Annotated in this window: 10 protein-coding genes; 2 read left to right on the top strand and 8 right to left on the bottom strand. The window is 45.0% G+C overall.

What is annotated here, in order from left to right:
- Positions 1 to 55: 55 nt before the first annotated feature.
- Complete coding sequence (locus BUR09_RS06945) at positions 56 to 877, top strand: potassium channel family protein (RefSeq protein ID WP_074216218.1); 822 nt, start codon at positions 56 to 58, stop codon at positions 875 to 877.
- 356 nt (positions 878 to 1,233) lie between these two features.
- On the opposite strand, the gene BUR09_RS06940 is transcribed toward BUR09_RS06945, so the two are convergent.
- The 8 genes from BUR09_RS06940 to BUR09_RS06900 all read right to left on the bottom strand — a co-directional run bounded on the left by BUR09_RS06940 (position 1,234) and on the right by BUR09_RS06900 (position 11,263).
- Positions 1,234 to 1,683 (bottom strand): iron-sulfur cluster assembly scaffold protein, encoded by a 450-nt coding sequence (locus BUR09_RS06940; RefSeq protein WP_074216217.1) that lies wholly within the window; start codon positions 1,681 to 1,683, stop codon positions 1,234 to 1,236.
- 453 nt (positions 1,684 to 2,136) lie between these two features.
- A complete protein-coding gene (locus tag BUR09_RS06935) occupies positions 2,137 to 3,810 on the bottom strand; it encodes an FmdE family protein (protein ID WP_074216216.1) in 1,674 nt (557 codons plus the stop codon).
- A 33-nt stretch (positions 3,811 to 3,843) separates the two neighbouring features.
- Positions 3,844 to 4,728: a formate dehydrogenase accessory sulfurtransferase FdhD gene (gene fdhD / locus BUR09_RS06930; RefSeq protein WP_084539367.1), complete on the bottom strand. Its 885-nt coding sequence runs from the start codon at positions 4,726 to 4,728 to the stop codon at positions 3,844 to 3,846.
- A gap of 18 nt (positions 4,729 to 4,746) precedes the next feature.
- Positions 4,747 to 5,703 carry a formate dehydrogenase accessory protein FdhE gene (locus BUR09_RS06925; protein ID WP_074216214.1) on the bottom strand — a complete coding sequence of 319 codons (957 nt, stop codon included), beginning with the start codon at positions 5,701 to 5,703 and terminating at the stop codon, positions 4,747 to 4,749.
- Between the two features lie 60 nt (positions 5,704 to 5,763).
- Positions 5,764 to 6,492, bottom strand: coding sequence for a 4Fe-4S dicluster domain-containing protein (locus BUR09_RS06920; protein ID WP_074216213.1), 729 nt, complete (start codon positions 6,490 to 6,492; stop codon positions 5,764 to 5,766).
- Between the two features lie 46 nt (positions 6,493 to 6,538).
- Complete coding sequence (gene fdnG, locus BUR09_RS06915; protein ID WP_139296752.1) at positions 6,539 to 9,580, bottom strand: formate dehydrogenase-N subunit alpha; 3,042 nt, start codon at positions 9,578 to 9,580, stop codon at positions 6,539 to 6,541.
- Positions 9,581 to 9,777: 197 nt separating this feature from the next.
- Complete coding sequence (locus BUR09_RS06905) at positions 9,778 to 10,176, bottom strand: winged helix-turn-helix domain-containing protein (RefSeq protein WP_074216210.1); 399 nt, start codon at positions 10,174 to 10,176, stop codon at positions 9,778 to 9,780.
- A gap of 892 nt (positions 10,177 to 11,068) precedes the next feature.
- Complete coding sequence (locus tag BUR09_RS06900; protein ID WP_074216209.1) at positions 11,069 to 11,263, bottom strand: hypothetical protein; 195 nt, start codon at positions 11,261 to 11,263, stop codon at positions 11,069 to 11,071.
- Positions 11,264 to 11,506: 243 nt separating this feature from the next.
- Here BUR09_RS06900 and BUR09_RS06895 point away from each other — a divergent pair, with 243 nt between their 5' ends.
- The gene (locus BUR09_RS06895; RefSeq protein ID WP_175565997.1) at positions 11,507 to 13,279 is read left to right on the top strand and encodes a sigma 54-interacting transcriptional regulator; all 1,773 of its coding nucleotides are present in this window, start codon (positions 11,507 to 11,509) and stop codon (positions 13,277 to 13,279) included.
- Positions 13,280 to 13,388: the final 109 nt, after the last annotated feature.

The following is a 13,388-nucleotide window of genomic DNA, read 5'->3' as shown; positions in this document are numbered from 1 at the left end:
AATATGCATTTAACCTTTTTGAATCGCCACCAAAACCAATCCTAGGATATACAACATGACCATCTCTCCCCATCTGCGCGTCCGCATTGGCCTCGTCGCCTTAGGCACCCTGTTCCTCTGTAGCGTTTTTGGGTTTATGTATGCAGAAAAACTCCCATTTGCAGATGCCCTCTATTTTTCCGTTGTTACTGTAACCACCGTTGGCTATGGCGACATCCATCCCACAACAGGGGCTGGAAAAATTCTTGCTACCATTCTCATTCTCTCTGGCGTATGCACTTTCACCATCATCCTCACCAGCATGACCGAACGCCTACTAAATGCCAGAGAGAAACGTGAGCGCCTACAACGCCTTAACATGGTTATAGGGAGCTTTTTTAGCGAAGTGGGCACCAAACTCTTGTTTCAAATTTCCAACCTAGATACGAATCTGCCCACAGTGCAAAGCAGACTGGCCAATTGTGGCAAATGGCAGGCCAAAGACTTTGCCGGAGTACGCCAACACATGCTGGACTACCCCTTTGAAGCCCAACATGCAGGAAAGGATCTGGAAGAGCTCAAACAGCTATTACAAGCCCACACTCCTTTTTTAATGCGCATACTAGAAAACCCCAGCATGGCTGAACATGAACAATTTACAGATCTCATGTGGGCAACATTTCATCTCAAAGAAGAACTATTCAACCGAAGCACTCTCACCAATCTTCCAGAAACTGACATCAAACACCTGTCGGGCGATATCCACCGAGTGTACAAACTGTTGCTCTCCCAATGGATAGATTACATGCAACACCTGCAAACGGACTATCCTTACCTTTTCTCTCTCGCCGTTCGAACAAATCCGTTTGATAATACATCTAGCGCAATAGTGCGATAGCCCGGTTATGCCGTTATGCCGTTATGCAGTAGCAAGAGTATGCTATCCCACAAACTACTACCAAACCGTAAGATTCCTTGAAAAGGCACACGTCAAAAATCATAACATACTGATTTAAAATAATCTCACACGGAAACCAACGGCATGGGGTTCTAACGTTCCTCGCTAACACAAGAACCACCTAATCTAGCTCCATCGCGTGTTACACAAAAAATAGTAAGTTACCATAATGACCAATTATGAATTAAAAAAACAAGCTCCATAGGACCTACCTATGGAGCTTGTTCTTACTTTTCAGTCCAGATCGTTTTTACTTACGCAAATTTCTATTTTTGGATTCTTGAGCCGGATAAATCTCATTTTTCACGTTTCACGGTTTGTTTATAGTAGTCTCCCACGGCCTCGTGCAAGGCGTTGGCTGCTAACCAGGCGCAATGCTGGTCGTCAACAGGCAGGCAGTCAGCCCCCCCCAAACCTTCAAGAACGGTCTCTCCCGTAATGGCTGCAAGGTCGTCGCAGGGCTTACCCACGGCCAGCTCCGCAGCCATGGACCCGCTGATCATGCTTGAACCGCAGCCGTCAGTAGCGAACCCGGCATCACATACTGTGTCGTCGTTAATATACAGAAATATTCGTATAGTCTCACCGCACCCCCCAGTGGATGCGCCCTCGTAGTTGGCCTTGGCGGGTTTTCCCCGATGCGGAGGGTTGCGCCAACGCTCAAATCCCGCCTGCCCAAAGGCCTCAATGGTTTCGTTATTAATTTTACCCTGAAGTTCATTCACAATCTCATCAAAACTGGGCACTTTCTCATCCGTTTGTTAAATAGTTGTACTCTGCCTCAATACGAGGCTATGGAGTTTTTTTAACATTCAGACATTTATTCCTCAATAACAATTGGTTATCTAATTACAAAGTATACCTTGACCGGAGGAAACGTTCATTTTGTCTTATGAAGAAGCCACGCAACGCGCTGTCTACTTTTGTAACTAGTTTCTCTATTGGGCGAATTAATCTGATTCTAGAACAAAAAATATGGATAGCTAATTACGCCACAAGCCAACGACAGAGCATCGTGTTACGCAAAAAACGAAAGTTACCATGATGACTGATTATGAGCTAAAAAAGCTCCATAGGTACCATGACCTGTGGAGCTTTTCTGTATCCTTTAGAAAAAGGAAATCTGTAATTCAAGAACGGCTACGAAACTAGAGGCGATTCACCTTGCCATATGATATGTATTGCGCATTAATGTAACTCTATTTTCCAAATGGACATTTTGGGAAGGAGCAGTTCGCGCAATTAAGGCACATGCCGCCTTCGCCCATGGAAGCTAATTCTTCTCTAGTAAGTTGAATTCCTGCGAGCAGGCGCGGGAGGATGAGGTCGAGGCTGGTGTTTTTAAAGAATAAAGCACAAGCCGGAACGCCGAGTAATGGAATGGAACCTATTTTGCCCACAAGCGTCATGGCACCGGGGAGAATCGGCGCCCCGTAGAGCAGATTGTGCGCTCCGGCATCAAGCAGTCCTTGGCGGGTAACGTCGTCAGGATCTACAGAAAGTCCTGCTGTTGTAATGATAATATTGCAGCCAGCCTGAACAAACTTTTGAGCAGCGTCGCTGATTGCATTACGGTCGTCTGGAACAATGGTTGAACGGTGAATATTACCACCTAGACCAAGCAGTTTTTTATGGATGATGTCATGGAATTTGTCTTCAATTACTCCATTGAAGACTTCATCTCCTGTAATCAAAACACCGGCGCGAGGCTTCATTAGCGGGCGTACTTCGAACAGTGGTGTTTCCTGTAAGGTCTGCAAAGCCTGCTGGAATTGGAGGCGTTGTAGGTAAAGCGGAATGGCGCGGGTGCCGCCGATTTCTGTTCCCTTGCGCACAATTGTGTTCCCGTTACGTGATGCTGCCATGACTCCGGAGCACATGTTGAATCGCTTCATGGCATCTGTGTTAACCCTAAGAAGACCGTCCAATTCTGCGACTAGAGTTACCTTGCCTTCATGCGGTTCCTCTTTCGGACTTACACCAGAGCCGCACATGGCTGTGCCGAAGGCATTGGCACAGTCATCTTCATGTACCCATTCCTTACCAACTTCGGTTTCTGCAACGTAGACGTTGTTTTTGCCCATCTGTTGCAATCGACATAAATCGCCTGCTCCAAAAGTATCACCACGTTTAAACGCAGCACCTTTACTTGTGCCGGGAAGAATGCTGGTCATGTCATGCACTGCATCTTTACCTAGTGCGGTTTCAGAAGGCACGGCTTTGACTGCGTCCGGAACGGGAAAAACAATGTCTGATGGGACAGATAGAGTTGTGTGCCCTTCATATGGTGATTCTCCCTGACAGGCACGACACAGGGGGCCGTGTGCGGAAGGATATGGTTCTCCACAGGATGAACAAGGAACTATACTGCCCTTGCTACGCTTAATCAGCTTAGGCTTTGGAACGGTGATCGGGATGGTAGAAAGAATATCCGCACCGTAGCAGCCTATTTCTTTACGTAGTTTGTCAGAGTCTTGTTCCTGCTTTGGTTTTTCCTTCATCAACCATACAAGAATTTCAGAATCTTTCGGAATTTTGTTGATGTCCAGCCATACCCGAACCCCTTCACCAGTATGCTTGTCATATAGGCTCATGGCATATCGCCCCAGATTCAGCACATTCATCCATCCGTTACCAATAGTGCAAGGAGTAAGCATCTGAATTGCATCCGGCAAGCACCATGATGTTTCTGAAATGGCTTCGTAAAGAGTGCCTTCGGGCATGTGTTTTCTGGCTTCTTCCACCATATAACCGCCAATAAGCAGCCCCGGTGCAGGATAGTTGTGAAAGAGTGTGGCCATATCTATAAACTCATCAAAGGTGTGATCACCTATGTTTTTAAAAGCAGGTTCAATGCCGTAAGCTTGAGACATAATATTGCTCCAATAATCAATATGTTCTGATGACTACAGGGCGTAGTTAACTATGGTTTTTTCTGGAATAATATGTGGGGTTGGTGATGAGAATCCAAGCCGTTCGCTGTGGGAATAAATGTTCATCCGACCGTTGCGAACAAATCCCAGCAGTGTTCTGTTGGTTTGTTCCGCAAGATGGATTGCAGAGCTGGTAACAGCAGAAAATCCGGCTATGACCTGCGCGTTAACCGCAGCTGATTTACGCAGCATTTCATGGCTGACGCGTGAGGAAAGAAGGATCAGTCGAATTTTGTCGATATGGCCTGACTGTTTTGTTTGACCGATAGATTTGTCTAGCGCGTTATGTCTTCCTACATCCTCGCTGTAAGCGATAAGCGAAAGTTGTTGATCATACAGTGCACAAAAATGTGTGGCTCCTGTATTACTAAATAATGCCTGACATGCTTCAGATTCTTTTTGCAGGGAATGAACCTGAGCAGGGGTAAGAATGAAGTCGTTCCCGACTTCCGAGAAATTCTTTGACGCGCAACGAGCTTCAACGCTGTAACATGAACTGCTTAAACGAACGCCTTTGTGCCGAAGAATCTTGTGAACACGCTCCTTTCCTCCTTCGATTACAAGGCTAACCTCTGCCTCTTCCTTAGAGGTGTTGCAATATAGCAATTGTACCTCTTCATCAGTGGAAATGAATTGTTCAGTAATACAAAAGCCAAAAGCGAGGGCTACTTCGTTCCCTGGTGTACATTCAAGTGTGGCAATGGGGACTGTATTAAGTGTGATGAAAAGAGGAAATTCTACCAGGATTTGATCATCTGAAGGATGCGCCTGTTGCTCACGGTACCGCAGAATAGTTCGGGTCAACATGGGATGAACCAGTGAGCATAAATTTGGAGCGGGTGATGATTGTTTCGGCATAGAGATGTCCTATCCTGCTTAAAAAGTATTCCAAAGAGTATGGACAAGTGGTGTAAGTTTTTTCTGTGCAGCCTTCATATCAAGATGAATCAGGGTTAAAGGCGTAATAGTGAGGTCTGGAGTGGAAGTTGAACTGCGCAGATCGATGTTGTTGAGATAGATGTTGCATTTTTTGCAGTACTCAACACGTTCCGCAGACTGCTCTTCAACATGGAAATAGTGGATGGCTCCGGCTTCATCATTATTGCAGGCTGGGCAGGTGCCACGACGGAAATGCCATTGATGGGAACAGCAGGAGCAGTGCATCATTTTTTTACCGCCACCACCGGCAAGAAATTCGGACTGGTCTATGTCAGGGCGCTGTAGCACGCTGATGTCCGGAAATGATCCGCACACAGGACAGTATGCTTCCCGCCAGAAAATTTTAGACAACACCTCTGCGTGAACAGTTGCATATGCTCCCAGAATGCAGGCGAGAATTTGCTGGGTAATAAAAAACAAAAAGGCAGGTTGAATCTCTACTTTAAGAGCGCTGTCACGAAGCATGGATTCATTTGAATTCATTACAGCTCGAAACATATCAGGAAGAGTTATTTTACCTTTTGTAACAGCTTGTTTGAACTTGGCTACAGCAGGTTTTAGTGTGCCGATGTTTTCCAAATATACGAAAAGAGAAGACTCTATTTCCGGGTAATAGATTGCTGTCCATTCAAGATTGCTATCAGAAAGAACAGGGACACCTTGTTCAAGACGATCTTGTTGAAGAGCCGGCACAGGGCAGTCAACATCGCTTGCAAGCTTATCTGCGAGGGACTCTATAAGTTCACCGCGTGCAGAGAACAGTGCAGAAAAAGACTCGATAAGCGCTGTAAATGCAGGGTGTTTCTCACACGCTGCACGTGCTGTTTGCGATACTGAAAGTGTTTTGTATGGGGAAGTCACTTCATTTAAGGAAGAGGTGGCAGCAGTACGCATTTTCTTCTCCTGTCCAGACGGGGAGTGACGCAAACCGCCACTCCCCAGAGGGATATTTAGCTAGGATTTAGATGTGGAAGTCAAAGAGGAACGCAAGGAGGCAAAGAGCTGCCTGCGTGACTTAGGCGCAGGCGCCTCAGCAACTGCGTGGGCGTGGTATTGCTCCGGAGCCTCTGCAAGCAAGTAGATGACGTTTACATCATCAGGGTCTGCCAGCATTGCATTAGGATGAGCCTTTTTGACTGTTGCAAGACGCTTATTGGCAAGACGAAGTATTTCTTCTCTGTCGCCAAAGTTCATTGTGCCAGTCGGGCATGCTTGTACACACGCCGGAAGCTTGCCAGCCTGAATTCTGTCGATGCACATAATACATTTGGCCGGACGCTTGGTTGCCGCATCCCAGCGAGGGATATCATATGGGCAGGACTCCCTGATATACTGTAAATCTTCGTCGGAGAACTGCTTCATTTTATCCGTAAAGATAACAGCACCAGTTACTTCATCTTTAATGACAGCACCCTCTTCCACTGTGTCTGCTGCGCCCTGACAAGGAGGCTCAACACAGTGGCGGCATTGATCTGGAAAGAAGTTCCATTTGATTGTTTCTCCATCCAGATGCTCGTTGAAGCGTACCAGTTTGTAGTTATTCGCATTTAAATCAGGTGGATTCTGGTGTGTACCTACCTGTTTGGTTTTATTAGCCGGAAGCTCGTGCCATTCTTTGCAAGCAAGTTGGCAGCCGCGACAAGCCGTGCACCGTGTGGTGTCTATAAGAAAGGCTTTTGACATGTTCTTGCTCCTTTAATCCTGCTGAGTATGCAGCAGATGTGATGATCTACACTTCAATTTCGGTAAGCTTGTCTGCTTTACGGATATTGACGCAACTAGCCTTGTATTCCGGGATAGTTGTATTCGGATCACCTACAGAAGGAGTAAGTCTGTTCGTAGAATCACCAGTACCAGGGGTAGTCCAGCCGAAGCAGAACGGCATACCAATAAGGTGAACTGTTTTACCTTCTACCAAGAGTGGACGCATACGAACTGTCACCATCGCGATGGCTTCAACTTTACCGCGAATACTTTCCACAATCACACCGTCGCCGTTTGCAATGCCTTTTTCTTTAGCCAACTCAGGACTCATCTCAACATACAGCTGAGGCTCAGCTTCAAGCAGGTTCGGTACGTTTCGTGTTTCACCACCACCGCACCAGTGTTCGGTAAGGCTGTAGGTGGTGAGAACGATCGGGAAGTTCGGATCAGCAGGTTTGGCAAGTTTATCCATTTCACTGTCAATCTTCTTGTATACCGGACTGCTGAGCTGTTTAGAGAACGGATGAGAAGCAATAGGAGTTTCAACCGGTTCGTAATGCTCAGGGATAGGACCATCTTTTCTGCCTGGACCGAAAATCTGACCGTGTCCATGTTTACTCATGATGAATGGATGCTTGCCCTCTCCACTGGACATAGGCTTCCAGCCGCCATCAGGCACATCGCCAATCCATTTTTTGCCATCCCATTTGATAACAGCTTTTTTAGGGTTGAGCGGCATGCCATCTGCATTAACAGAAGCTCTGTTGTACAGGATACGGCGGTTTACAGGCCAACACCAAGCCCAGTTAGGGTACAGACCAATGTTCGCCTGCATGTCGGTCTGCTTAGGGTTACGGCGTTTTGCTTTGTTGCCGTCTTCTTCGGTGTAACTACCTGCGTAGAGCCAGTTGAGGGACATGGTGGAGCCATCGTCACCCAAGGCCGTAAAGGACGGAACCTGCTGACCTTTTTTGTATTTTTTGCCTTTAACAACGGTGTCTTTAGTGAACTGCCCGTTGATAAGGCGTGTCCAGTATTCAGCATCATATGTTTTAGGCCAGTTTTGCAGAGTAATTGCTTCCGGCAACTTGCCGCCATCTTTTTTGTACAGCTCTTGTACTTTGTTCATCAGAGGTACGAATGCTGCACCGAAGGAGCGCGCTTCTGCTTCCGGCTCAATGGCCTTGTCATGCCAACCAATCCAGCGACCGGAGTTAGTAACTGTGCCTTCTTTTTCTACACGGTGTGCAGATGGCAGCAGGAAGACTTCAGTTTTGATCTTTTTAGGATCAACGCCCGGACGGTGCCAGTTATCTGTTGTTTCGGAATGATGAAGTTCCTGTGTTACCAGCCAGTCCAAGTTGTCCAGTGCCTTACGCACCTTGTTGGAGTTTGGTACACTGTTCATCGGATTGAGGCCGATGATGAAACCACCAGTGATTTCATTTTTGTACATGCGGTCAAAGAGGAACATATAAGAATGGTCTGCGCCTTTTTCTATTTTTGGGAGCAGGCCGTAACAGTATCCGTTTTGGGCCGTTGCGTTTTCACCGAACCAACCTTTGAGCAAGCTGGTAAAGTACTTAGGCTTATGCTGCCACCAGTTTGCACTTTGGGTATCGTTGGAAACAGGTGTGTTGGCTTTGTTGTACTCTTCGTATGTCTGCCAATCGGCTTTTGGCATAGCCATGTAGCCTGGAATGATATGATAAAGGAGTGTGTGGTCAGTAGAACCCTGAACGTTCGGTTCACCGCGCAGCGCGTTGATGCCGCCGCCTGCTACACCAATGTTACCGAGAAGTAACTGAAGGATGGCAGCACTGCGGATGTTCTGTACACCAACTGTATGCTGGGTCCACCCAAGTGCATACATAATGGTGCCAGCTCGAGTGCCGGTGCCTGTGGAACTGAAGTTCTCATACACTTTGTTCAGGTTGTCTTTGGAAACACCCGTTACGGAAGACACGTTATCAATGGAGTAGCGTGAGAAGTGTTTTTTCAACAGATTGAAAACACAACGTGAGTGTTTGAGGGAGGTATCCTTTTTAGGTATGCCGTTTGAATCAAGATCAAACTTCCAAGTGCTTTGGTCGTATGTACGATTCTTAGGGTCATATCCACTAAAGAGACCATCATTAAATTCAAAATCTTCGCTCACGATATATGGAGCGTTGGTGTAATCGACTACATACTCTTTAAAGTACTTACCGTTTTCAAGCACGTAGTTAATCATACCACCCATGAAAGCGATATCTGTTCCTGAACGGATAGGTACATGGAAATCAGAACGGGCAGAAGTACGGGAGAACTTAGGGTCAACATGCATTACTGTTGCACCTGCGTCCTTAGCCCGCAGTACCCATTTGAAGGAAATAGGGTGATGTTCAGCGGCGTTACTGCCGATGATCAGAATTGAATCGGCATTCTTGATGTCGATCCAGTGGTTAGTCATAGCACCGCGTCCAAACGACTCTCCCAGAGCCGCTACAGTTGCGCTGTGTCAGATACGTGCCTGGTGGTCCATATGGACGACACCCAGGCTGCGCATAGCTTGATGGATAAGAGCACATTCCTCGTTGCTGGCATGCGAAGTACCGAGCAGGAACATTGATTCAAGACGGTTAACCGTCTGCCCTTTATCATTTTTTAAGATAATTTCTTTATCTCGGGTTTCTTTTACTTTTTTAGCAATCTTGGTGAGAACCCAGTCCCAATCCTTTTCTTCCCATTTATCGCTATATGGAGCACGGTACATAGGTTTTTTAACCCTGTGTTCGTTGCGTGACATGGAAAGAAGGGCTGCGCCTTTAGCGCAAAGTGCGCCTTCGTTGATTGGAAAATCTGGATCACCTTCTGTACTGATGAGCTTCCCGTCGCGAACATGTGCAATGATGTGACAGCTTACAGAACAGAAAGGACAAATAGTGATGACTTCCTTAGCACCCTTTGTTTTGAGGGAAGTGGCGTAGGCCTGTGCTTCCGTCAAATCAAAGCCCAGCTGTCCGAGGGAAAGGCATGCTACCCCTGCACTGGTAAGCTTAAGGAATCCTCGCCGAGTGACACTCATGTGTTGGCCTCCTGTAGTGAGTAAAAAATTGCACTGCATCCATACAATGCTCAGAGAAAACTCTCACACGCCACGCGCCCTGCATGCAATAAAAATGTTTAAAATCAATATGTTAACATTAGCACGGCTTTGGACACACCTTTCCTGTTCATGTGTTCTGAAATTTTTGGACACATGTTCGAATTGCAAGAAACAAATTATTTTTTGGAAACTGCTGGTGATGGCAGGTCTTTTATGGACCAATATTTGTCAGGAGCATATCCGAAGTGATCTGCAGCGGAAGAAAGAGCATATTGTTCTACATTTTCCAGCCAGCTTTTGTAGGATGAAATAAGGTGTCTTGCTGCTGTACTAAGTTGTGCAGAAGACCCTTTCCCAGCCTGTTGTTCTAACAACTTAACACCAAGTATTTTTTCAGATGCTTTAATTTTCCCCCAGGCTGCCCTGTATGACATACCTAATGCTTTGGCTGCTGCACTAAGAGATCCGGTATGTTCTATGTATTCAAGTAGCTGGAGCCTACCCTGTCCCATAAGGACTCCGGCGGAAGTTTCCAGCCAGAGATGAATTCGCATTGTTGGGGCGCCTGTCGTCATCTTCATATTCCATGTTAAACATTGTATTTATTATGCCCAACTAGATACAACAAAAAGCAAAAATGATACGATTTTAAGAAGTTACTCACCATTTGACACACAAATCATTAACTCCTGTAAAATAAGTATGTTAGCTTTATTAAAGTAGAAGTAGAACAGTCGTATGTTAAATAAAACATAACAATTGAAGGCTATTTGTATAACCTGTTTGAAACCTATGTCTTTTTAGACATAGGTGGTTGGAGTTCATCTGGTCCTACAGCAGATAAGTGGACACATAGCTAAGCTACAAACACAACGTACCAATTCATATCTGGGTGAACTATGTGCCATTTTTCCAACTGGCTATGGACAAAGAATCGGCCTTCAACATAAAAATTAGAAAAGAGCTGGTTAAACATCCGTATCAAAGTTTTTGCAGGTAATGAAAACTCTGCACCTCGAAGCTCTCTCTGAATTAATTTCGCCGAAGATATCGGGAACCATCTACTTGCAAGCTCGCAAAAACTTTTTTTACAGATCAATATAAAAATACTTAATTACGAAACCAACTCTATGGGATTCTGACGTTTCTAGCTATAGTTTTTGGAATAACGTAAGGCACTAGGCTAAAACGCCTCGTGTTACTCAAGAAATCAAAACTTACCATAATGCAGTCTTATGCGCTAAAAAAAGCTCCATAGGTACCATGACCTGTGGAGCTTTTCTGTATCCTTTAGAAAAAGAAAATCTGTAATTCAAAAACATCTACGAAACTAGAGGCGATTCCCTTTCATACTTTGTCACTTAATAAAAAATGCATTCTGAAGCCTTTTCTTACATGACTTCAGAATGCATTGCTTAACATAGATGCGGAAGCTCTATGCATTTTCATTGGAGCGTATAGCAATAATTATTTGGAAGAAGGCCATCCCATGCCGAAAGCATCCATAGCCATCGCAAAACTAGGCTGTGAACGCACAGTTTTGTTCGCTACAGCGTTGGTAGAAGCATTGCTCACTGCTTTTTTAGTTTTCTCGTCACGTTTCTCCTGTTGTTCTTCTGTTTTCATTCTACTAACTGTGGTGGCACTAATCTCATTACTCATGACACTACTCCTTAGTTATGGTGGATTTACCCACGTTAGCGCAGGACGTGCCATTTCTCTAAAAAACTTTGTTTTACAGACTTTTATATAAAAATTTATCGTATTTGTAGTTTACATACGGCAATGTTTTATGCACTAAAAATGAACATATGGTAAAAAATTAACCAGAAGGTATTTATGAGCATTGCACTAATTGCCCCGTATGCTGAGCTTGCAAGCTTAAGCCGTGGATTATGCCAAGATATGAATCTTGATGTCGCTGTATATACAGGCAATATGGAAGATGGCCTTAAGGTCGCGAAAGACATTTCGCTGCAGGGGGTGGACCTAATCATCAGCCGGGGAATAACAGCTGAACTAATTAGGAAAGGAGTGGATGTACCTGTTGTGGACATCAACGTTTCGGCCTTTGATGTATATCAAAGTATGTTGCCCCACCTTAAAGAGAAAAAAAGGATCGGCGTAGTAGGCCACGAAGACATTATTAGGAAGTCCAAGTACATAAATTCCTCTTTGCAGCTTAATGTCTCATTTTTTGCCATCGCAAATCTTAACAACATAGACGAGATAATAGTAGCCACAAAAGCCAATGATATTGAGGTGATTATTGGGGATACAACTGCATGCGAAAGCGCGATGCAGCATGGTTTACGCTCAAGCCTTGTTAACAGTGGGATAGATTCCGTCATCAATGCGCTCCAGTATGCAGTGGCAACACATGACTATCTTGTGCAAAAGGCAACCTCTGCAAGTAAATTACAAGCAGTCTTGGATACAATGGACTGCGGAGCTCTTGTAGCGAGTCCTTCGGGAGCTATTCTTCACTATAATATGACTGCAAAAAAGACTTTTTCTGAGCATACATTGCTGAATGCTCCTACTATGAATTCTTTCTTCCCTAAGACAGACTGGGCTTCTGTCGCTAACGGTAGTCGAAAATTTGTACAGGATATTGTTTTTGTACAAAACTCGCGGTTTTCTATTCTTATCCAGCCTCATGGACATGAAAATAAAGTAGAATATATAACTTGTACCTTTCATGATGCTAAACGAGTAAAAAATCTTGAAAACTCTTTCAGAAGGTCAGAGGCAAAAAAAGCACTTTCTGCTAAACATAACTTTGGCTCTATTCTGCATAAAAGCCCTGCAATGGGTGAGAGCGTAAAAAAAGCACAAAAGTACTGTAAGACAGAGAGCAATATTTTGCTGGTTGGAGAAACAGGAACAGGAAAAGAACTTTTTGCTCAAAGTATACACAATAGTAGTTCTCGGGCAAAAAACAACTTTGTGGCTATCAATTGTGGTGCACTTTCGGAAGATTTGCTTGAAAGTGAGCTTTTCGGATACGAGGAGGGAGCGTTTACCGGCGCTCTAAAGGGCGGCAAAACTGGTGTGTTCGAGCTTGCCCACAATGGTACCCTTTTTTTAGATGAAATTAATGCGACGAGCCAAAAATTACAAACACGGCTACTACGTACGCTTCAGGAACGTGAAATCAGACGCGTAGGCTCAAACGTTGTGTTGCCTGTAAATGTCCGGGTTATTGCAGCTTCCAACACTCCCTTGGATGAGGAGGTCTACAATGGAAGTTTCAGGATGGATCTATTTTTCAGGCTCAGTGTACTAGATATTACAATCCCGCCGCTACGACAGCGTTCTGATGATATCTACAATCTTTTTAATTTCTTCTTAGGGGAGCATTGCAGCAGGCACTCAATTCCCGTTCCTGCCGTATCTGCAAATACAAAAAAGAGCTTACTTGCCTACCCGTGGCCAGGGAACGTTCGGGAGCTTCGAAACTTTGCTGAGAAATACGCTATTCTTTACCCTGAAGTGATTACACCGGGCACACCGCAATCTTGGATTACAAAATCCTTGCAACCAGATCTGCAGGGAACTCTCGAAGAAATTACTGCTTCAATACTGCAAAAAGTCCTTGAAGAGGAATCAGGAAATATAAGCCGTGCTGCCCGCCGAATGGGCATCAGCAGAAATACGTTTCGAAAAAAATTGTAGTGGTGCAAGGGAAGACCTCGCCGCAAGCTTGACCTCAAAAGACACATATCAAAAACAAGGGCCATCATGTTACACATAAAATCAAAAGTACCATAATGACCATTGCGTG

The organism is Halodesulfovibrio marinisediminis DSM 17456 (assembly GCF_900129975.1).
Taxonomy (GTDB): domain Bacteria; phylum Desulfobacterota; class Desulfovibrionia; order Desulfovibrionales; family Desulfovibrionaceae; genus Halodesulfovibrio; species Halodesulfovibrio marinisediminis.
The sequence above is the reverse complement of the archived record's forward strand: the minus strand, read 5'-3'. Positions and strand labels throughout refer to the sequence as shown.